Source organism: Lysinibacillus sp. NPDC097279 (genome assembly GCF_044761745.1).
GTDB lineage: Bacteria > Bacillota > Bacilli > Bacillales_A > Planococcaceae > Lysinibacillus.
The window spans coordinates 1,693,880-1,715,836 of the sequence record NZ_JBIWDA010000001.1; the positions used below are offsets into that span (position 1 = coordinate 1,693,880).

The window sequence follows — 21,957 nt, forward strand, 5'->3', positions numbered from 1 at the left end:
TTCGTATTAAAATACGGTATTCATCCAATCTAACATGCTATGAAGTTCATATTTGTCATAATACGCTTTCGAATTAACCTTTTTATAGACAAAAAAACACTCCTTTTTCCAATCTAAAGGAGTGTTTTTTCACGACTTTTTCACAATCGTCTCAATTTCATTTTAGAGATGCTAAAATATAACTTTAGTCCTCGCAATCCATCAAAAATACTATCATCTACTAATTTGTCAGCAATGTTCCAGCATAAATTGCGTTCGTTCTTACGCCTGGTTTGATTTCTCCATTAATAGAGTAAATATTTTTATCCATTAACACTAAGCCCTCTCCGCAAGGTGCATCAAATGGAATTTTCCCAATAGTGCGCCAAGTATCCTTTTGCGCATTATAAATTAGTACATCTTTATTCCAATTAAACTCATAAGGATCTGCTGTAAAGTATTTTGTTCTAAATGCCAATAGTTCTTCATCTTTTAATGTCCCTAAATTTTTAACAGCATTATCATATACTGCTTTATTGAAGCCACCGATTACCAACATTTCATTTTTGTTTAATTTGACTGAATTTGCACCAAGTAAAGAAATTTCTTTCCCATTTACTTTTACGGACGACACTTTTGACCATTGGTTTTTCTCGATATTGTATTTGTAGCCATCAGTATATGCAATTGATCCTCCACCACTAAATACATAGAGGTTTCCATCTAATATTTGCGCTACACTTTGATTTCTCACACTTTCGCCAGGAATGGAAGCTAGCTCCCTCGTTTTGGATGTTTTTAAATCATATTCGTATAATTTATTGCTCTCTTTTGCATTTTGCTTACCTAGCCCAATATACAATTTGCCATCTTTCTCGACAGCTATCCCATCACTAAATGTAAACGGAAGGTCTCCTACTTTTTCTACTTTCAATTTTTTATTTTTATCAATTGTTAATAATGTAATATCGTCTGCATATTCTTTGTCAGGGCTACCGCCAATATAATAAATGCCTTTTTCTGTCGTTATGGAAGATCCATAGCCTATTTCGTGTGTAAGATTCGTATGTTCGACCATCGTTAATTTGTTTTTCTCTTTTTTATAAACATATATATCTGAGTAATGTTGCTTGGCTCCTCCATTTAACACTGTATCATAAGGGAAATTCGCACCCCCTCCTACAATTAAATAATCTTTATAAGAGCCAGACAACACGCCAGCTGTCCCAATATTCTTTTCGAATCCTTTTTGTGCTTCTAGTTCTCCTGCATATTCCCATGTTATTCTTTCCACTGAATCTCCGCCTTTAGAAGCTTCTACTTTACTTCCAATACCTACGCCTAAAACCAACATTGATGTCATAGCTGCTACCAAAAATTTTTTCATAATTTCTCCTCCTTTTAATATGGAAATTACATCAAATTTCTAATTATAGATAATGACAAAATATCTCCAATCACCTCCTTTGGGGATTGCATTTATTTTTAAATCACCTGATTGAAATTCTTAATATTCCGAATATTTAACCGTTAACAAAACCTTTACTTTGTTTTTTAAAAGGAAAACTAGAAGAGAATTGAGGTAGAAACGACAACCTTCGTGGTATAAAGTCTGCATTGGTAGTCGTAAAAGAAATTTATCAATAATTTGTTTAAGAACGCGTAAAATTTCAAAACTATGTAAATGAATAGTTTCAAGAAAGTTTTCGCGTTCTTCGTTAACCCATTGCCTATAATCTAGTCCATTATTAATAGTCTACTAAGGCAAATTCTTTGGATGTCTAATCGCTAAAAATTAGTTAAAGATAGATAATGTTAGTCCACCATCGAGCTTTCTTTTTGATAAGATAAAATGCCTCTGCAAAATGTCATTAGCACATCATAATCATTGTTTAACACAACTAAATCTGCATCCATTCCAGCTTTAATGCTACCTTTACGATCACTAATCTGTAACTGTTTTGCTGGATTAGTTGCTGTCATTTTAATAACATCCTCAAGCGTACAGTCATCACAATATTTCAGCATATTTTTTAGCGCATCACTTAGTTTTAAAACACTGCCTGCTAATGTGCCATTTTCTAAAACAGCCATTCCATCTTTCACAATAACCTTTTGACCGCCTAAATCGTAGTTGCCATTTTTTAAACATTTTGCTCGCATGGAATCTGTAATTAAAATTAGTTTTTCGCTTTTTTTGTTTTGATATGCTAATTGAATCATTTCTGGGCATATATGAATTCCATCTACAATTAACTCTGCATATAACTCTTCAAGAAGCAAAGCTGCCCCTACAACACCAGGCTCTCGATGATGCAACCCTTTCATCTGATTAAACAAATGCGTTACTTGCGAAGCACCTGCCCCTATTGCCTTTTTTACTTCTGCAAATGTCGCATTTGAATGGCCAATCGAGACGACAATTTCATTTTCGTTCAAGTATCGAGTTAATTCCATTCCGCCCTTTTGCTCAGGAGCCAATGTAACCAGTTTAATAGTTCCGCCAGCTAGTTTTTGCCACTTTTCAAAAAGTGGAATTTCGGGCTCGATGATAAAATCAACAGGTTGGGCTCCTGCCATACGAGGATTCACAAATGGCCCTTCAAGATGAACCCCAAGCACCTCAGACTGTCCTGGTTTTTGATGATTTTTTATAAAGCTCGCTGCATTTTTCAATGCATTGGAAATATTCTCATCAGATTGGGTCATTGTAGTTGCTAGAAAGCTTGTTGTCCCTTCCTGTGGCAAAGCTCGGACAATTGTTTCCAGAGATGCAATTTCTGCATCCATTACATCAGCGCCAGACGTCCCATGTGTATGAATATCAATCATGCCAGGAATGACTGTTTGTCCTTGTAAATCGATAACATAGAATTGATCATTTGCTTTATAGTGAGTCATCCAGCCGATTTCTTCAATTTTCATTCCATCAATTTTAATAAATCCATCTGAAATAATCTGATTTTCTGCATAAATTTTTGCATTGATTAAAACAATTGATTGATCCATTCTATCTTACCTCTCCATTCTTTTAGCTTAGCTATTCCACATTATAAGAGCTTTTAGCATCCCCTTGTTTCCCTCTAAAGCATCTTTTCAATAACTGCTTGCGCCGTTAGTTCTTTGTTATGAACTGATTCTTTGTTCGTTTTCTTGAAGTATTCAAGATAAAGTAAATCTAAAAGATAGAGCTGCGATATTTTTGCAGATAAACTGCCCCCTTGTAGTGGCCCTTCATTTGCACCACAAAGCAATGTTATATCGGCGAAACTTGTCAAAGGAGATTTGGCAAATCTCGTTATTGAAATAACTTTTGCCCCTCTTTCTTTTGCTACTTTTGCCACTTCAATCGTATCTTTCGTTGAACCAGAATAAGATATTAGAACAGCTACATCTTGCTCTGTCATTAAAGCAGCAGACATTATTTGAAGGTGAGAATCCACTGAACACTCCGTTTTATTGGTAATTCTCATAAACTTATTTTTTGCTTCCATTGCTGTCATTAAGGAAGATCCAACGCCAAAAAAGTGTATTCTTTGAGCGTTTATCATGCACTCGACAGCTTCCGCAATATCACTTTCTGATAATAAATTATAGGTTTCCGTCAACGCATGAACATTTGACGATAAAACCTTCGATGATAGTTCTGCAATTGTATCTTGCATCGTAATCGCACTGGAAAGTTGCGGTGTTTCATTATCAAGCGTAATGCTATGTGCTAACATAATTTTAAATTCTTGATACCCTTTAAGATCCATCGTTTTACAAAATCGAAACACACTTGACTCGCCTACATTACACGCATCAGCTAAATCAGTAATGGACATGTAAATGACATCTTTTATATTTTCGAGAATATAATCCGCTACCTTTTTTTCCGTATTAGTAAAAGAGTTGTATCTCGAATGAATAAGTGAAAATATATCTTGATTTCCCATATTAGTACTCCTTCTATTAATCGCCTCTTAAATGAAGTGATACTGCGCCAAGAATGCCAGCTTTATTTCCAAGAGAGGCTTTCATGATTTTTACATCCGAGAAACTCTCCATCATGAACAATTTAACTTTATCCGCTATATTGTTAACGAGATGTTCTTGCTCCATTACACCTCCACCTATAATAATTGCTTGTGGATTAAAAATGTGAATGAAGGAAGTTAAACCTAATGCTACTTCTAAAATCCAATCTTGAAGAACTTTTTCTAAACTTTTATCCCCTTGTTGCATTCTTTCAAAAATGACTCTACCATTTATAAAGTCAGCGTTTATTTCCTGTGCTCTTTTTATTAAAGCGGTTGTAGATGCATACGATTCATAGCAACCATTTTTACCACAGTTACAATTTTCACCGAATGGATGGGTAATAACATGCCCAAATTCTGCCGCCAATCCATTATGTCCTTTATAAATTTTAGAGTCTATTATGATGGCACCACCAATACCCGTACCATATGTTAAACAAAGAAAATCATTATAGTCCTTTGCTGCACCGAAATACTTTTCTCCTAATGCAGCAGCGTTTACATCATTTTCAACTTTAACAGGCACGCTAAAATGATCTTCAAGTATAGTTTTTAGTTGCGTGCCAGTATAATTTGGAATATTATCATTCGCATAAATGATAGAGCCATCAGTACTATTCACTTGTCCTGCAGTGCTTATACCTATTGCCTGAAAGCCTTGATACTCATTTATTATCTTAATTAGTTTTTCAACTAAATACTTTCCACCTTTTTTACTTTCTGTATCATATTCTTTAAATACTTCTATTTGCCCATTTTCATCAGAAATGCCCACTTTTATCGATGTGCCACCAATATCAGCTGCTAATATTTTCACTTTACTCATCCCTTTAGCCTGACAATCTAATCTACTCTATATTTATTGAATCGCACTAACAAATCTTTTAGTAATTTCCATCGGTCTTGTAATAGCAGTACCAACAACTGCTGTATGAACACCAAGATCAAAAACACGCTTTAGTTCGTCTGGCGTCCAAATGCCGCCTTCAGCGATGACAGGTATAGGGAAATTTTGAATTAATCTACGAATTAACTCTAAATCAGGTAATTTTTTATCATTTGTATACTCTGTATAACCACTCAATGTTGTACCTAAGCAATCAAAACCTAATTCATACGCCTCTTTAGCCTCTTCAAACGTTGAGCAATCCGCCATAAAAATTTGATCTTTATATTTCTTTCTAATTTCAGGGAATAATTCGCTTATTGTAGTGCCATCAGGTCTAATTCTTTTCGTTGCATCAAGCGCGATAATATCTACCCCCTCTTGGTAAAGCAACTCGACTTCTTGAGTTGTCGGTGTGATACACACGTCCGATCCGTCAGTTGTTTTTTTGATAATACCAATAATGGGTAGGTCAACCATACTCTTTATTTCTCTAATATCTTCAATACTATTTGCTCTAATTCCTTTAGCCCCTCCAAGCATCGCCGCATACGCCATTTTCCCCATAATAAAAGAGCTATGAAGAGGTTCTTCTGGAAGTGCCTGACATGAAACAATCAGTTGTCTTTTAATTTCATCAAAAACTTTCTGTTTTTTATTCATTTGCATACATCTCCATGGATAATCATATTACTTATCTGCCCCAATCGTAATTCCTTTTGTAAAATACTTCTGGAAGAAAATAAATATTAGTAGCATCGGAATTGCTGCTACAGTAGCACCCGCCATCTTATAAGCAAAGTTTGGATTTAAGTCTTGCATTAAAGTTGCAATTCCTACCATTAGTGTTTTTGAGTTAACATCTTGACCTACAACGAGTTGCCATAAGTAATCATTCCAAACTTGAACAAAATTAAGAATAAATAATGCTCCAATACCAGGTTTCACTAATGGCAGCATAATTTTATAAAATATACGAAATTCGCTGGCACCATCAATTTTTGCAGCTTCACGTAATGAATCAGGAATGGTATCAAAAAATCCTTTCAGTAAAAACACACCAAATGCTGTAGCTACGTTAGGCCAAATCATGCCGCTTAACGTATTTACCATATTAAAGTCTTGAATAATTCTAAACAGCGGAACAATCATAACTTCCTTTGGAATCATTAAACTTGAAATAAAAATAATGAAAATAACATTTTTCCCTTTAAATTTTAGCTGTGAAAATGCATAAGCTGCAAGGGAGCTAACAACAATTAAAGCAAATGTAGACATCAACGCTACAAATAAACTATTATACGTCCATGTTAGCGCAGGCTGATTATTAAAGACATCTACATAGTTACTAAAGTTTAAGCTTTTAGGAAACCAATCTGGTGGCATTTTCACAACATCAGCACTGTTCTTTAAAGAACTCGTCACAAGCCAATATAATGGAAAAAGACTTAAAACAGCGAAAAATATAACAATGCAGTTTGTTACAATTTCTATTTTTTCTCTTTTTCTCTTGTTCTTTTTTCTTAACATACTCATTCACCTCTAATTCTTCTTAAACATAGCTCTTAGCTGTGGAGTAGATAACACTAATGTAATGAGGAACATAATTACACCTACTGCAGAAGCAATACCAAGCTGATTATACTTGAATGCATTATTGTATAAGTAATACATAAGTGTCGTAGAGGCGTTGTTTGGACCCCCACCTGTTAATAGCTGTATGACGACAAATATTTTGAGTACAGCAATAATGTTCATAATAATAATGTAAATCGTTGTTGGTTTTACCATTGGAATAATAATCTTGAATATTATTTTCATTCGGCTAGCACCATCGACTTCTGCGGCTTCAAAAAGTTCCTTTTGCACACCAATCATAGAGGCAATATAAAGAATGATTGCCTGCCCTACATTTGTCGCAAAGGTTACAAAAATAATTACTGGAAGTACCCAATGTGTATCCCCTAGAAAGTTAACTGAGGTTTCCATTTTTCTCGCTATAAATGGTATAAGACCATTGGCAGGATTTAGCAAAAAACTCCAAATCATACTCATAACAACCATCGAAACCATGACTGGAATATAATATGCTCCTTGTATAAAGGACACGTATTTTGCATTTTTATCAAAAACTGTAGAGGCAACAAACAGAGCGAAAATGACTGTTAATGCCACAATGAATACAACAAAAATAATGGTGTTGATTGTAGATTGAACGAAGACAGGATCGCTAAACAATTTTCGATAGTTTTCAAACCCTACAAATATTTCATTTTGATAGTTAATCTTAAATAAGCTTAAGCGAATCCCTTCAATGATAGGGTAAACTAAAAAAACTAAAAACAGTAAAATTTGGGGTCCGATAAACAAGTATCCTGTCATATTTTCTTTAAAAGATTTTTTATTGATTTTCATCGGTATCATTTACCTTTCTACAATTTAAGCCCCAAAGTAAAGGGGCTTAAATTGTTGTAAAGTTATATACGCGCAGAGCTATTTATTATAAATTACAGAGTCTTCTTTCGATTCATCAATAACTTTATTACCTTTTGTTTGGTAATCTTTCACAGCTTCTTCTGCCGTTTTACCACCAGTATATAAAGCTTGTAATTCTGGATATAAAACTTGTCTTAATTGGCTGTATCCTGGTACATTTCCAGTGAAATTAAACATGTACGGATCATTTGCAGAATACGCCTCGAAGTAAGGCTTTTCTGATTTAAACTCATCGGCAACCGTTGTTCTAACTGGTACACCATTTTTAGATGCTTTCACAAGTTCAGGATCTGTTGAAATAAATTTCACGAAATCCTTACTAATTTTAATTCTCGTTTCATCTTTTGTATCAAAAACAGCTGCGCCAGTTACATAAGTAAATGTTAATGGGTCCCCACTATCAGATGGAATATTAGCCAGTCTAATATCAAACTTAGGCGCTTTTCCACTTTCCATATCAGCCAATGCATTATTAAATAAAATTGCGTTTGTAAAACTAATTGCAAGTTGTTGATTTTGGAACATCGCATTCACATCGTTTGAAGAAACAGATTCCGCACCTGGGTTTGTTAAGCCCTCATCGTATATTTTCTTTAACCAATTTGCAGCTTTTACACCATTTGCGTCATCAATGATTAAATCTCCATTGTTATCAAAGAACTGATTACCAAACATTCTTAAATAAGCAAGATTCCAAGTATCACCTTGATTATTTAGCGCGTATAATCCCATTGGATACGCATTTGAATACTTATCTTTTGGTAAATCTGTTTTTAACTTGTTTAGAATTTTTTCATAATCTGCTAGAGTCCAAGTTTTGATTTCATGCTCTCCACCAATGTACTCATCTAATCCAGCAGCTTTAAACATATCTGCGTTGTACGTTAAAGTACCTGGGTTATGAGAAAATGGGAAGAAATAAACATCATCACCGAATGTCACGCTGTCCCAATACCCTTGTGCAATATCGCTTTTCGATTTATCATCAACGATATCATTTAATGGTACTAGTGCGCCTCGATGAGCATAGTCCCCCATAGCAAACACGCTTTCAAAAAATACATCTGGAGGTGTTCCCCCATTAAGACTTACGTTCAATAGCTCATCACGTTGATCTCCTGCAATAACTTCTACATTAACCTTTACTTTGTGGTCTTTGTACTCAGCAGCGAATCGCTCCCCTGCATGTTTGAAAAAGCTATCATAATCTGCTCCATCTTCAGAAGAATCTAAAACACCTTTCCATTGTGGAGTTAACCAAACTTTTAGTTCGACCTCATCAGAAGAACTAGATTTAGAACTATCTGTAGAATTACTTGTACAACCTGCTAGCACTGAGAGTACAAACAAAATTGCTATTGCGGTTGCTAGATAACGCCTTTTAAACATAACTACTCCCCCTTAATAATTGTATTTACAAATTAACATTACCTTTATGAAAGACAAGCCCGTGTAATAAGCTTGTGACCTTCCCCCATAATGTGAAACAACTTCAATTACTCCATAGCTTTAAGAAATTCAAAAAACTTTGAATCTACCCTTCATACTTTATTATTGTTTGATCGATGAACGCTTTAATGCCTGCTACTTTATTTAAATCCTCACCTGATACTGGCTCTAATGGGCCTCTTACACTGCCAATAGTAACCCCATTTAATTTTAAAATTTCTTTAATTGTTGAATACATGGAGCCATTTAAAGAACATAAAGCAACGATAATATCATTAATATCATGCTGAATTTTTCTCGCATTTGCGAAATCCCCATTCGATACAAATTCCTCAGCCTTGATAAACAGTTCCGGCATCGCACCATATGTTCCACCAATTCCACTATCTGCACCAATTACTCTGCCAGCTACATATTGTTCATCTGGTCCATTGAATACAATAAAATCTTCACCTGCAGTTGACTTAAATCTTTCAATATCCATAACTGGCATTGACGAATTTTTTACCCCTATCACTTTCTTATTCTCTAATAATTTCTTAAATAGATTAATCGAAAGATCAAAACCTGTTGTTTGAGGTATATTGTAAATAATAAATGGCATATTCGTTGCATCCATAATTTCAGTCCAATATTTATAAACTGAACTTTCAGAAAACTTGAAGTAAATAGGTGGAATGGCAGAGACCGCATCGTAACCTAATTCCTCAGCATATTTTGCTAAAATTACACTATCCCTTGTCGATGGTGCCCCAACATGAGCGATTAACGTAAGCTTCCCTTTGACATGTTCTGCTACATATTTTAGTGTTGCTTTTCTTTCTTCAAGGTTGTGATAAATACATTCCCCTGAGCTTCCACCAACATAAAGCCCTTTAACGCCTTTGTTGAATAAATAATCGCAAAGTTCTTTTGTTCGGTTCTCCGATATTTCCCCTAGATCATCATAACAAGCATAAAAAGCAGGAATGATACCTTTATATTTTTCTAAATTCAACTTTGAACACCACCTATATAATTTTAATAAAGCCAATTTGTGATATTACATCACGAATAAATATGACAATACATAAACCTTAACTCTACACCACTAACTGTTAACGCTTACAACTAATATTATAACAATTCAAAATAAAATGTAAATAATTTTCTTTATTTTTTTATTTTTTGGAGAAAAATTTCACCTTTTGTATGCATAAAAAAAAATTACCCTTTTAATGCTACTTTAAACAGTTTAAACAAGCTGTTATGTAGCACTTCTTGTCATTAAAAGTAAAGAGTGATTAGCGATATTGTTTTACAGTTAGGCTGAAAATTGTTTACAATCAGTCTAAAAAGGAGAAACAAATGCTTGAAAAACTAGAAAATCTTTTTCAAACGGCTTTTACGACTACATATAATGCGCAAGATAATAATCGATATTGGTTCCAAACAGAAGATGGCAGGAAATTTGGCATCGTTAAAACTGCCCTATCCAATTCCGAACATAATTTGTTAAAAACTTTATTCCATCCCATTGAGACTCTTAATGTCGAACAAAATAATACGAAAAATCAACAGAGATGGTATGATTTTTTATTTAATGATGCAAAAGAGGTACCATTTTTACAGGATGTAAAAACATTACGCTTTTTTTATTTCTATCTGAAACAACCCATTGATGATTTTAACAGTTTTCAAGAAGCGATTACTGGTGGATTTCAGCAACCCATTATATTAATGATTAATGAAACACAAGGTTTGATAATAGATGAAAAGCCACAAGTAGTTTTCGATCAAGAGTCATTCAATCAACTAAGTGACACGTTAACTAGTGATTTTTTTGTTAAAATTGATAGTTATATTGGCCAACTACACCAAGTGAATCATCTACTAAAAGAAAAATTTAACCATGAATTTCAATGCTTTAATACAATTCATCGATATGCAAATCGTGAAAAAACGATTACGTTTTACGAAGCTTTACCACTATTAATGATTCATTCACCATCGTTCGTAAAAAAAGATATACTGTCCGATCTTTTTGTAGAAAGTATTGAAGGGCAAGAAATGCTTCATACTATTCAAGTTTTTTTGCAATGTAATTTAAATGCTTCTTTAACTGCAAAAAAGCTCTATATCCATCGCAATAGCCTGCAATATCGATTGGATAAATTTATTGAAAACACTGGTATAGATATTCGGTCCTTTGCAAACGCTGCTTTTGTTTCTCTTGCAATGATACTGTTGAAATCAGAAAATTATCAATAGTTGTACAATGTGCCCAAACAGGTTTTGTGTAATGTATACGTATACATTTTACATATTTTTCTCTTATACTCTAAAAAAACAGTTACATAAGGGAGATGAAGATATTGGCAGAATTAAAATTACAACATATTTTTAAAATTTACGACAAAAATGTCACGGCGGTAAAAGATTTCAATCTTGATATTGAAGATAAAGAATTTATTGTATTCGTAGGTCCTTCAGGTTGCGGTAAATCTACTACATTGCGTATGGTTGCTGGTTTAGAAGAAATCTCAGAGGGAGATTTAATCATTGATGGAAAGCGAATGAATGATGTAGCGCCTAAAGATCGTGATATCGCCATGGTATTCCAAAACTATGCCTTATACCCACATATGAGCGTATTTGAAAATATGGCATTTGGCTTAAAGCTGCGCAAATTACCGAAAGATGAAATTTCTCGTCGTGTCAATGAAGCTGCCCGCATTCTTGGCCTTGAAGAATACTTAAATCGTAAACCGAAAGCCCTTTCTGGTGGGCAACGTCAACGTGTGGCTTTAGGTCGTGCCATTGTGCGTGATGCAAAAGTATTTTTAATGGACGAGCCGTTATCGAACTTAGATGCAAAGCTTCGCGTACAAATGCGAGCTGAAATTACAAAGCTTCATCAACGTTTACAAACGACAACAATCTATGTTACACATGACCAAACAGAAGCAATGACAATGGCAACTCGACTTGTTGTAATGAAAGATGGAATTATTCAACAAGTAGGTGCACCAAAAGAGGTATATGAACAGCCTAAAAATGTTTTTGTAGGTGGATTTATCGGATCACCAGCAATGAACTTCTTTACGGGTAATCTTAAAGATGACAAAATCCATATTGGTAATACTACCATGACGGTACCGAAAGAAAGAATGAAAGACTTACATGAGCAAGGATACAACAATAAAGAAATAATTATGGGGATTCGTCCTGAAGATTTCCATGATGAACAGGCATTTATTGAATCTTCCCCAGGCTCTAAAGTTGATGTAACAATAGAAGTAGCTGAATTAATGGGCGCAGAAATTATGCTCTATTCGCAAATTGAAGGTCAACCGTTTATCGCACGAGTGGATTCACATTCCATTGTTAAGCCAGGCCAAGTTGTGCCACTTGCATTGGATATGAATAAAGTACACTTCTTCGATAAAGAAACTGAAGATCGTATTATTCCAGGCAACAGTAATCATAACAAAGGCAATGGGGGCACTGAAAAGCCTGTTGTTGTAAGCTAAGTTCTTTCTGTTGCTATAAATAACCATTAGAAAAATACACAAGTTGATGGTAGCGGAGGCCGTGACTCCTGCGGGAGCAGCACACAATGAAAGGCGGAGGCACTCTGCACAATAGCGAGGGTTATGGCTTACTGTGCTGAGCGGAAAACACCGCCGCAGCGGACATCAACGGTATAGAAAAAGTGTTAGATTGATTCAATCAATCTAACACTTTTTGATTAGTTACACTCAATATAAATTGATTCATATCCGGGTTTTTAATTTTTGAATTTTTTCAATTTCGTAGCTATATTTAGTCAAATCAAGTTCTTTTACAAGAACAGTAAAAAAGACTTCAGCACGATTTAAAAAGATACCTAATAGCATTTTTTGTTCAAATTCTAACACATGATCGTCGTTATCAAATAAAAATTGTACTTTTTTATTTTTTAATTGCTTTAATTGTATTTTAACTGGTTGATCAGGAAAATAACTTTTCCCAATGCCGTCCTCTAAGTAATCTTCAATCACATTGACAATATATCCCCATAGCTCAGGGAGATAGTCCCAATATCGAACACCTAAAATTTCTTTATTATAGCATTTAATCGATAACCCACCATCAAGTCTAAGAAGACCGTCTTCTTCTATATATTTATTTTGAGTGTTATTGATAAAAGAAACAAATTCATCCCAATTATCGTTTATGCTTATCGTATATTTATCAGGATTGTTGACTGCATCTTCCAAATCGTCGATAATTCTTTTTACAACAAATTCATTAATTGTTACTACTTCCATCATATATTCACCTCACATTAGTTTTTTGGATATAGTTGTCTAATATGCCCATCTTTAATCCCTAATACGTATTTAACACCATCTACTTGTCCCTCTACTCTGAACATACCATTTGTTCCTTTTTTGGCTAATATCGTATTATTTTGTTTAGCTATATTTAAAGCAATACTTTTTACATCATCTACACTTAAATTTGGATTATAGAACGATTGATTTCCCCTTATTGACCCATCCCAATATTTCGGGTGATGTCGAGTTAACATATGTTCCATATCTGATTTAGTTAATCTAAAAGTATGACTTCCTGCTCTAAACGTTGCAGTTTCAAAATTAGTCAAAGCATTTGAAACTTTAGATTTAGGTGCTTTTTTAAACACCTTAGAACCCCATCTAATTACATATTTCCCTCCACTTAATACAAGCCTTGCCACGAGTGGCAAAAATCGAGGTTTATTTCCATTAGATAAAATATCTTCATTTACTTCTATAGGGATATTGTGCCATTCTACTTCTTCTTCTATCAATGAAACTTTTACATTATCCCAATCTATTTCTTCTAGACTATCGAATATTTCTGGTGCTTCAAATATAGATATTGAATTTTCTTCTTCTTCAATATCTACCCAATTTAAATTATCAACTTCAGTTGCTTGTGCAAAACCTGGAGTAACAACTGAAAACAAGAGAATAAACGATAAAAATACAAAAAAGAATTTTTTCATTTTAAATTCCTCCTTTGTTGATATGAATATTTAATAAAAATATTATACAAATAGCTATTATGTAATTACCTTTTTTTATAATTAGGCAATATCATAGAATTGGTATACCATTTATTTCTTAACGATCTTGATGGAATACTAGCAACCTTCAACCCAAGGGTTTAGGCATATTCAAAACTAAAATATTTATAAATAAAAATAAATACAATAAGATAGGGGTTAATAAGAAATCCTTAAATACATATGCTATTAAATTCCCTTCTATAAAGGAACTATTATCGGCAAATATTTTTATTGCTTCAAGAATATTAGTATATGCCGATAGAAGTTGATGGTTTGAAACAATGATTGCTTGGCTATAAGTGATTTGAAAATACTTAACCCATTCAATAGGCGAAGAATCAATAAATCAAGCATTTTTTATGAAGTAATTACAATAACAATTTTCAGAAAATTATAATTATAAATTCTTGCGGAAATTTTATCATATGTCATTAATATAGTCAATGAATTTAAATATGTATCTCTTAAAAATCTATATCAAATACCCATATTTAAGGTCTCTTTCTCTTTTTAGAAATTATTATATTATAACAACTGAATAATATACGCTTTACAGTTGCTGGATTATTTTGTAGGCTTTCCTTTATAGCAGCAGAAAAATGAGTAAGAACAAACTACCTGATATCTCCATAAAATAATAAGAGGTGATTGTATGACGGACAAAGTAACTGCTTTTAAACAGGCTTTAGGTAATTATCCAACAGGTGTCACAGTTGTCACAGCTTACAATGATGTGAATGAACCGATTGGCTTAACGGTCAATTCCTTTGCATCTGTTTCCATAGATCCGCTCCTTATCCTATGGTCATTGGACAAAAAATCCCAGCTGCATCCGCTTTTTTGTAATGCGGACAAATTTGCGGTAAATATTTTAGCGAACGATCAAACACAATTATGTACAGTATTTTCAAGTAAAATCCCAGACCGATTTGCGCAAGTCAAATGGTCTTCTTCTTTACATGGTTTGCCAATATTACATGATACTTTAGCTACGCTGCAATGCGAAACATTTAAAAAAATCGATGCAGGAGACCATACAATTTTCATTGGTCATGTGCTAGCAATTGATAATGCCCAAAAGGAACCTTTGCTCTATCATCGAAGACACATTGGTCAAATCCCAACGAGTTTTTACGAATAATATGTAAAAGTAGGTATTTCAAAATTTTCTTTGAGATACCTACTTTTGTTTACAGTTACATACAATGCTATCCTATTGGATCATGACCGAATTTAAAATGTGTTGCTCATTAACTCGGGACTTTATGCTTAAAATGGTCCCGAGTTAATTCATTTAGTTATTGTGAAGCTTCACTTTTTCTGTGGAAATCTTTGCTTTTCAAGTCGATTAATTTGGACAATCACACCATCTTGAATAGTAATTTGCACTTCTCCAAATTCTAAATTTTGAATGGCCTTCGCAATTACTTCTAACTTCTTATCATCAATCTTTGACAGTTGAGACATACGATACACCCCTTCTTTTTCATACTTTTGTGTATAAAAGAGATCTACGCATCAAGATGATTTGATGCCTCCCCTTACCTCTTCGATACCCCAGTTGGATTTAGCAACGATTAATCGAGTTACCAAGACTTCATTGGGCCTAGTCCCTCACACCTCACACGATAAGAGCATTACGTTTCTTGGAAATAATTCTATAATTCAGAAAACCCATTGTCAATATAAATATTACAAAACCTAGTCGAATACTATGAAATTAAGAAAAAAGGTACATTTTATTGCTATAAAATTTCTCAACATTCCATCTTAAAATCCTATATTTCCTTAAAAACAATAAAATAATTGTTAATACATGAAAAAAGCTGTGCAGAATTATATATTCTACACAGCTGCACATTATTCGTTTAGCAAGTATTCCATTAACACTTTTGCAGTTTCTTGTTTACCAATGACTTTAATCGGTTGTCCTTGTGCAGGCACTATCCAATGTGGCTCTTGTCCGCCATAAAGTGATTGCGAGCTATTAGCAACCATGAATTGTGCATTAGCTGTCTCCATACGAAGACGTGCACGGGACAGTAAAAACTCCTCATCATCCGTTGCCTCTAGCTTAAACCCTACTAACGTGACATTCGGTTGCCAACTCTTGATTTGCCCTAACACTTTTGGCGCCTTTTTAAAATGAATCACAGGGGGCTCGTCCGATGGCATCTTCCCTGCACCTTCCATTAGATTCCCCGATTGATCGTACACTTTATCAATGACCCAATCTGAACCTGCCGCTGCCATAATCACGATGTCTACTTGTTCTTCCTGTACAGCATGGCGAACCTTGTCACCTAAATCTTCAATACCTTCAAAGCGTACTGTACGCATCTTATCTTGATTAATTGGAAGTTGCGCAAAATAGCCATGCATATAGATAACATCCGCTCCAGCTTCTAGTGCTGCTTCAGCCAAATAGCAGCCCATAGACCCCTTCGATAAATTCGTATGCCCTCGCACACGATCCCATTTTTCAAGTGTTCCCCCACTTGTAATGAGTACGGTTTTTCCTTGTAATGTCCCCACTCACACTCACCTTTTCTTTTCAAACTAATAACTAATTGATATCCAATCTACATGTTCTATTTTAACGTAAAAAGCTTAAATAACCTATTTCTTATTTTGTTCTTTTAGCCACACGCTTAAAATTTCCGCAAACTTTTTCGTTACTGGTGAGGCTTGATGTTTCATTGCCAGTCCTATCGTACGATAACCACCTTGCTTTAGTGGGATAGCCCTTAATGAGGACGGTAATCGGTTAATCACTAATCGAGGTAAAATGGTAATGCCTAAATCGTGTGAAATCATCGAAATAATTCCAACCTCCTCCGATAGCTCGAACCGAATATTCGGTTTAACATGATACTGCTCTAAAATTACTTTTACATCATTAGTACCTCGATATGACGTCATTATAAAAGGCATGTCTTCTAGTTCAGTAATATCAATTTCTGATCGATTGTAAAGAGAGCTTTGATCGGAAACGATACATAAAAGTGGGTCTTGGACGAGTTCGATAAATTGAAATTGCTCCGACTTTTGTCCATTTAAAAAACCAGCATCAACTTCTCCACTTTGTAGCCACTGTTCGATTTCATAATAATCGCCTTCACGTAACTCAACTTGAATACCCGGAAACTGATTGTCCATAATACGAATAATTTCTGGCATCCAGTTGGAAGAAATACTAGAAATAACACCGATTCGTAATTTCCCTCGTGTTACCCCTAAAATATGTGCCGCTTCCTGTTGTAATAATTCGTCCGCATCGAGTACATTTCGCATTGCCCGAAGCATTGTTTGACCCTCACTCGTTAATGTCACACCTGTACGACTTCGATGAATAAGGGCAAAGCCACATTCTTTTTCTAAGCTGGAAACAGCATGACTAACTGCCGATTGGGTTAATCCAAGTGCATCTGCAGCTTTCGTAAAGCTGGAAACTTCTGCAACTTTGTTTAAAATCTCATATTTGACTAAACTCATTCACATTCCCTCATATATACATGAATTTTTTTAATATTAATCATTATAAACATTCGTTTTACTAATCACAATACAAGATATATAGTAAATTTTAGTATGAAACTGTTTTAGTACACAGAGATAGAAGGTGCATAATGGGTAATCAAGGAAAAGCAAATTTATTAATGGTCATTGTAACAATGTTTTGGGGATTGTCTTATACGTTTATGGTAATGGGACTTGAAACATTAGCTGTCTTTAACGTAGTAGCATTACGCTGTATTATCGCTTTTTTGGCAGCAGGCATTATTTTTTATAAACGTATGTTAAAAGTCAATTTCAAAACATTGAAATATGCAGCTATTCAAGGTTTGCTATTATTCATAGTATTTGCACTGAGCTTATTTGGATTAGAGACAACTTCCGTTTCAAATGCTGGATTTATTTTAAGCCTTACAGTAGTCTTAGTGCCTATTTTTAGTAGCTTTATCGAGAAAAAATTGCCTTCAAAAGCAGTAAGTTTTGCAATTGTGAGCACGATGATTGGTATTACGGTTTTAACAGTCCAACATTCTTTTACTTTTCAAACAGGTGATATACTAGTCGCAATCGCAGCGTTGTGTTATTCCATTTACCTACTATTAAATGGTAATTTTACACGTAATGTAGAATCGATTTCCTATGGCATATACCAACTCGGTTTTGCTGGCATTTATGCGCTTGTTTTAACACTACTTTTTGAAACACCAACTCTGCCGAATTCAACTACTTCATGGATTGCCATCTTAGGCCTTGGAATTATTTGTAGTGCATTTTGCTTCGTTGGTCAAACTGTTGCACAACAGTACACTTCTGCTACACATACAGGACTTATTTTCTCATTAGAACCTATTTTTGCAGCGATGTTTGCCATGATGTTTATCGGTGAGGGCATAACGGTTAAATTACTAATCGGTGGAAGCTTTATTTTAATAGGTAATCTTGTCGCTCAATTTGAACAACTTCACATTCTACGATTTATGCGAAAACATGAACAAGAAAAAGTGATGCATTAAATTTAAATATACGAAGGCTCTAGAAATATAATAAATTCTCAGAGTCTTTTCTTTTTTGTTAATAAAAAAGTAAAAAGTGAAATGGAGTGCATACCATTTCACTTTTTACTTTTTTTGCAAGCTAGTTAAACTCTAGCCTCTTACATCTATAAATATCTTCTCATTTGTTCAGCTTCATTCATTTGCTCTTCAGCTTTTAATCGCTCTTCGCGTTGTTCAGGTGTCTCATCTACGATTGATTGAGGTGGCGTTACATGTGTATCGAATGGGTCAAGTTGAGCGCGTTTTGAATCTGCAATCAGTGTAGACGTTGAAGGATTTACATCATCATGCTCCGCATATAAAACGATAGCACCTTCCTCTACAAGTTGAGCGTAATAAGCTGTTTGCCCCTCTGTCAGATCAAATCGTTTTAAACCTTCTGTAACAGCTGTTTCACCTGTAAACCAAGATTTAATTTGGTCAAACCAGTTACCTGCCTCATGTGTTTTCACATCAACATTTGATTTTACATCATCAATTTCATGTGCTTCTCTAGAAATAATATGAATTTCATCTGTGTTATAACCTTCCATGCGCATACATTTTAAAATATGAAACATCTCTTCTCTCGTATGGGCAACTTCAATTTTTGGGTTTTGTTCATTCATCATGTTCAATTCCTCCTAATTTTGTAAGGCTTACTATGTATGTACCCCGCTCCTTTCACAAAAAACCCTTTTTATATATCCTTTATATAACTGTAATATTTGTCATAGCGTTTTGCCTTCTGTAGCGTTTTTGTCATATTTTCATTTATGGATATAAAAAAGCACTTGGAGCGATTCACTAGTCTCCAAGTGCAAATGTTAATTATGCATATTTTTTATCAAGAAAGGCTTTTAACATCCAAGTATGTTTTTCAAGGGATAGATACATCGAATTTAGTAAATCTTCAGTTCGATCGTCCCCTTCCTTTGCCGCTAGCTGCATAGCATTATTAATAGCCTGCATTTGTTTTTCGAAGTCTGAAACAATCGTTGCTACCATTTCATCAGCTGTTTCGTTACCTGTTGCTTCTTGAACATGTGATAGCTCGAGATATTCTTTTAACGTGGCAACCGGCTCTCCACCTTTTGACAGTATACGCTCTGCCGTATCATCAAAGTTTATTGTAATTTCATTATATAATTCTTCAAATTTTGCATGGAGTGTAAAAAAGGCATTACCTGTTACATACCAATGATAGTTATGTAGTTTCGTATACAGTACTGACCAAGTTGCGACGAGTTTATTCAATTCCTTGTTTAAATCTTGTGGCATAATTACCCCTCCAAATTATAGTTTTTTTAGGTTTTTAGTATGCAACATTTTACCGAACCCTGTCAAGCAGACAGATTAAATAAAAAATAATAAAATACTAACCAACACTATTGTTATCATGAAGTAAATGAATCGCACATCAAATAGTCACTTTTTAGAATTCACTACTTATTGAATGTAAGCTTACTTGCTTCATTAATCGCAAAATCCGTTTATGATTAAATTGTTTATTAAATTTCTGGTTTAGATGCTGCTGCATTTTGCGATAGCCATAGTTCACATGTCCCTTTTTATGTAGCTCACTTATTTCTTTTAAAATCTCGTCATTTTCTTGTTGTCTTATCGTTGGTACACGCTTTGTCCATTTATAATACGATGAGCGTGATATTCCCGCAATTTCGCAGAGGAGAGAAATTGAGAACTTATTATGAAGTTGTAATGTTTGTATTGCCATATATTTATCTATGATATTATCCGCCTCCCCTCGAGCTCCTCTAGCTTTTTTAACAATGCATTTTCTGTACGTAATCGCTCGTTTTCACGTTCAAGCTGTTGTAATTCTATCTTCAATTGTTCTTCCATTGTTTGTTCATGCACAACTTTATTTCGTCCACGATTATCTTGCAGCGATGTTTCATCACTAGCATCATATTTTTTAACCCATTGGTATACTTGTTGGTATGATACTTGATAGGTATCTGCTGTTAGCTGATAATTGTTGTCATTTTTCAAACAAAATAGAACGATTTGAATTCGTTCATTTAAGTCCGTTTTTCTTCCCTTTGGCATAAGTTGGGCTTTCCTTTCAGTTTAACCGTCATTTTTTACTATTATATTGTTAATGAACGAACGAGTACAAAATATTAACGCTAAAAAGATAAAAAATCCCCTTCAATCAATGAAGGGGATTTTCTCATTCTACTTTATCTCTATTCAGTGGTTCCGATTCTTCCATACTTTCTTCAGCAATTAATCGATTTTCCCGCTGCTGAGGTGTCTCGACGTTATCAATCGTATCAATAAATGGTTCTGGTGCTGTCATGCGCGGCTCAAGCGGATCATGGCGATATGGGTTTCCCTCTTGGTCGACCGCTATTTCTATTGAGTCATCCGTATCTGCCTTCTCAGCAAATATAACAATGGAACCATGCTCTACAAGATCTGCATAATAGGCCGTCTGCCCCTCAGTTAAATGAAAACGCTTGATGCCTTCCTTTACCGCTGATTCACCTGTAAACCATGATTTAAATTGATCAAACCAATTACCCGCCTCATGTGTTTTTACATCTGTTTCCCATTTAATGTCTTCAAATGGAGTAGAGTCTTTGGCAATAATATGGATATCATTTGTATGATAGCCTTGACTATACATATTTGTTAATATTGCTAGCATTTCCTCTTTCGAGTGTGCCACTTCAATATGTGGATTTTGTTCATTCATGCGCTTGTCCTCCTATTTTATGGCCCACTCAAGACACGTGCGTATCAGAGGAATTGCCTTTACCTTTTTTGTTCATAATTACTTAGTGATCTCATTTCGTTTTTTATTCGTTAAGATATGCCTTTAACATCCAAGCATGTTTCTCAAGTGACTGATACATCGCATTTAGTAAATCTTCTGTACGATCGTCGCCCTCTTCAGCTGCTAGTTCCATTGCAGAATTTAAAGCCTTCATGAGCGTTTGGAAATCTGAAATAGTTGTTGCAACCATTTCTTCTGTTGTTTCTTTACCTGTTGCTTCATCAATATAAGAAAGTTCAAGGTGCTCTTTTAATGTAGCAACTGGTTTTCCATCTTTAGAAAGAATACGTTCTGCGATCTCATCTAAATTTAATGTTGTTTCATTATATAACTCTTCAAATTTTGCGTGGAGTGTAAAAAATGAACTGCCCGTTACATACCAATGATAGTTATGCAATTTTGTATATAGTACAGACCATGTTGCTACCAGCTTATTTAATTGTTTGTTTAAATTTTGTGACATAATATCTCCTCCAATAATTCATATACTAGCCTTTAGTATGCGTTACATTGTGTATTGGCTATACCTCATTTTTCCCCAATGACACATTTTCAAACATTTGATTTCATACGTTACATATTATTTTTCAAAGTTGACAGACTTTATGCATGAAAAGATAGCTTTTAATTTTTAAAACTTCTGTCTATAATTATTTCACTTTTCGAAATAGTTTCGTTATAATGGTATCACTTAC

24 protein-coding genes are annotated in these 21,957 nt (G+C 34.4%); 4 read left to right on the forward strand and 20 right to left on the reverse strand.

Annotation, left to right across the window (positions count from 1 at the left end; all coding sequences use genetic code 11):
- Positions 1–220 precede the first annotated feature (220 nt).
- From ACIQ1H_RS08490 to ACIQ1H_RS08530, 9 genes are all read right to left on the reverse strand, one after another.
- Positions 221–1,366 (reverse strand): cyclically-permuted mutarotase family protein, encoded by a 1,146-nt coding sequence (locus ACIQ1H_RS08490; protein ID WP_337981570.1) that lies wholly within the window; start codon positions 1,364–1,366, stop codon positions 221–223.
- Positions 1,367–1,794: 428 nt separating this feature from the next.
- Positions 1,795–2,988 (reverse strand): N-acetylglucosamine-6-phosphate deacetylase, encoded by a 1,194-nt coding sequence (nagA, locus tag ACIQ1H_RS08495; RefSeq protein ID WP_402888038.1) that lies wholly within the window; start codon positions 2,986–2,988, stop codon positions 1,795–1,797.
- A gap of 74 nt (positions 2,989–3,062) precedes the next feature.
- A complete protein-coding gene (locus ACIQ1H_RS08500) occupies positions 3,063–3,917 on the reverse strand; it encodes a MurR/RpiR family transcriptional regulator (RefSeq protein ID WP_172771060.1) in 855 nt (284 codons plus the stop codon).
- 16 nt (positions 3,918–3,933) lie between these two features.
- Positions 3,934–4,827 carry an ROK family protein gene (locus ACIQ1H_RS08505; RefSeq protein ID WP_402888040.1) on the reverse strand — a complete coding sequence of 298 codons (894 nt, stop codon included), beginning with the start codon at positions 4,825–4,827 and terminating at the stop codon, positions 3,934–3,936.
- A 33-nt stretch (positions 4,828–4,860) separates the two neighbouring features.
- Positions 4,861–5,550 carry an N-acetylmannosamine-6-phosphate 2-epimerase gene (locus ACIQ1H_RS08510; protein WP_402888041.1) on the reverse strand — a complete coding sequence of 230 codons (690 nt, stop codon included), beginning with the start codon at positions 5,548–5,550 and terminating at the stop codon, positions 4,861–4,863.
- 27 nt (positions 5,551–5,577) lie between these two features.
- Complete coding sequence (locus ACIQ1H_RS08515) at positions 5,578–6,417, reverse strand: carbohydrate ABC transporter permease (protein WP_172771058.1); 840 nt, start codon at positions 6,415–6,417, stop codon at positions 5,578–5,580.
- Between the two features lie 12 nt (positions 6,418–6,429).
- Positions 6,430–7,311 (reverse strand): carbohydrate ABC transporter permease, encoded by an 882-nt coding sequence (locus ACIQ1H_RS08520; RefSeq protein ID WP_402888044.1) that lies wholly within the window; start codon positions 7,309–7,311, stop codon positions 6,430–6,432.
- A 69-nt stretch (positions 7,312–7,380) separates the two neighbouring features.
- Positions 7,381–8,772 carry an ABC transporter substrate-binding protein gene (locus tag ACIQ1H_RS08525; RefSeq protein ID WP_402888046.1) on the reverse strand — a complete coding sequence of 464 codons (1,392 nt, stop codon included), beginning with the start codon at positions 8,770–8,772 and terminating at the stop codon, positions 7,381–7,383.
- A gap of 145 nt (positions 8,773–8,917) precedes the next feature.
- Complete coding sequence (locus tag ACIQ1H_RS08530; RefSeq protein WP_402888048.1) at positions 8,918–9,829, reverse strand: dihydrodipicolinate synthase family protein; 912 nt, start codon at positions 9,827–9,829, stop codon at positions 8,918–8,920.
- A 350-nt stretch (positions 9,830–10,179) separates the two neighbouring features.
- Between ACIQ1H_RS08530 and ACIQ1H_RS08535 the strand changes: the two genes are divergently transcribed.
- On the forward strand, positions 10,180–11,082 hold the full coding sequence (locus ACIQ1H_RS08535; RefSeq protein WP_402888050.1) for a PucR family transcriptional regulator: 903 nt from the start codon (positions 10,180–10,182) through the stop codon (positions 11,080–11,082).
- 104 nt (positions 11,083–11,186) lie between these two features.
- A complete protein-coding gene (locus tag ACIQ1H_RS08540) occupies positions 11,187–12,344 on the forward strand; it encodes an ABC transporter ATP-binding protein (RefSeq protein WP_402888052.1) in 1,158 nt (385 codons plus the stop codon).
- Between the two features lie 243 nt (positions 12,345–12,587).
- Here the strand turns inward: ACIQ1H_RS08540 and ACIQ1H_RS08545 are convergent, their stop codons facing one another.
- Together ACIQ1H_RS08545 and ACIQ1H_RS08550 are read right to left on the reverse strand one after the other, a co-directional pair.
- Positions 12,588–13,127: a hypothetical protein gene (locus ACIQ1H_RS08545; RefSeq protein ID WP_401018532.1), complete on the reverse strand. Its 540-nt coding sequence runs from the start codon at positions 13,125–13,127 to the stop codon at positions 12,588–12,590.
- 14 nt (positions 13,128–13,141) lie between these two features.
- On the reverse strand, positions 13,142–13,846 hold the full coding sequence (locus ACIQ1H_RS08550) for a hypothetical protein (protein ID WP_402888054.1): 705 nt from the start codon (positions 13,844–13,846) through the stop codon (positions 13,142–13,144).
- A 715-nt stretch (positions 13,847–14,561) separates the two neighbouring features.
- On the opposite strand from ACIQ1H_RS08550, the gene ACIQ1H_RS08555 reads away from it, so the two are divergent.
- Positions 14,562–15,050 carry a flavin reductase family protein gene (locus tag ACIQ1H_RS08555; protein WP_172771051.1) on the forward strand — a complete coding sequence of 163 codons (489 nt, stop codon included), beginning with the start codon at positions 14,562–14,564 and terminating at the stop codon, positions 15,048–15,050.
- Between the two features lie 170 nt (positions 15,051–15,220).
- On the opposite strand, the gene ACIQ1H_RS08560 is transcribed toward ACIQ1H_RS08555, so the two are convergent.
- The 3 genes from ACIQ1H_RS08560 to ACIQ1H_RS08570 all read right to left on the reverse strand — a co-directional run bounded on the left by ACIQ1H_RS08560 (position 15,221) and on the right by ACIQ1H_RS08570 (position 17,404).
- Positions 15,221–15,376: a YezD family protein gene (locus ACIQ1H_RS08560; protein ID WP_080653350.1), complete on the reverse strand. Its 156-nt coding sequence runs from the start codon at positions 15,374–15,376 to the stop codon at positions 15,221–15,223.
- Between the two features lie 393 nt (positions 15,377–15,769).
- Entirely contained in the window at positions 15,770–16,444 is a 675-nt protein-coding gene (locus ACIQ1H_RS08565; protein ID WP_172771050.1) for a phosphopantothenoylcysteine decarboxylase domain-containing protein, read from the reverse strand.
- Between the two features lie 84 nt (positions 16,445–16,528).
- On the reverse strand, positions 16,529–17,404 hold the full coding sequence (locus tag ACIQ1H_RS08570; RefSeq protein ID WP_172771049.1) for a LysR family transcriptional regulator: 876 nt from the start codon (positions 17,402–17,404) through the stop codon (positions 16,529–16,531).
- Between the two features lie 134 nt (positions 17,405–17,538).
- Between ACIQ1H_RS08570 and ACIQ1H_RS08575 the strand changes: the two genes are divergently transcribed.
- Positions 17,539–18,438 (forward strand): DMT family transporter, encoded by a 900-nt coding sequence (locus ACIQ1H_RS08575; RefSeq protein WP_402888057.1) that lies wholly within the window; start codon positions 17,539–17,541, stop codon positions 18,436–18,438.
- Between the two features lie 146 nt (positions 18,439–18,584).
- Here the strand turns inward: ACIQ1H_RS08575 and ACIQ1H_RS08580 are convergent, their stop codons facing one another.
- The 6 genes from ACIQ1H_RS08580 to ACIQ1H_RS08605 form a co-directional block, all read right to left on the reverse strand.
- Positions 18,585–19,091, reverse strand: coding sequence for a general stress protein (locus tag ACIQ1H_RS08580; protein ID WP_337981581.1), 507 nt, complete (start codon positions 19,089–19,091; stop codon positions 18,585–18,587).
- A 199-nt stretch (positions 19,092–19,290) separates the two neighbouring features.
- Positions 19,291–19,740 carry a Dps family protein gene (locus tag ACIQ1H_RS08585; protein ID WP_402888059.1) on the reverse strand — a complete coding sequence of 150 codons (450 nt, stop codon included), beginning with the start codon at positions 19,738–19,740 and terminating at the stop codon, positions 19,291–19,293.
- A 154-nt stretch (positions 19,741–19,894) separates the two neighbouring features.
- Positions 19,895–20,194, reverse strand: coding sequence for an IS3 family transposase (locus ACIQ1H_RS08590; protein ID WP_402888061.1), 300 nt, complete (start codon positions 20,192–20,194; stop codon positions 19,895–19,897).
- 8 nt (positions 20,195–20,202) lie between these two features.
- Positions 20,203–20,529 (reverse strand): helix-turn-helix domain-containing protein, encoded by a 327-nt coding sequence (locus ACIQ1H_RS08595; RefSeq protein WP_402888063.1) that lies wholly within the window; start codon positions 20,527–20,529, stop codon positions 20,203–20,205.
- A 124-nt stretch (positions 20,530–20,653) separates the two neighbouring features.
- Positions 20,654–21,181, reverse strand: coding sequence for a general stress protein (locus ACIQ1H_RS08600; RefSeq protein WP_402888065.1), 528 nt, complete (start codon positions 21,179–21,181; stop codon positions 20,654–20,656).
- Positions 21,182–21,284: 103 nt separating this feature from the next.
- Positions 21,285–21,725: a Dps family protein gene (locus ACIQ1H_RS08605; RefSeq protein ID WP_402888067.1), complete on the reverse strand. Its 441-nt coding sequence runs from the start codon at positions 21,723–21,725 to the stop codon at positions 21,285–21,287.
- Positions 21,726–21,957: the final 232 nt, after the last annotated feature.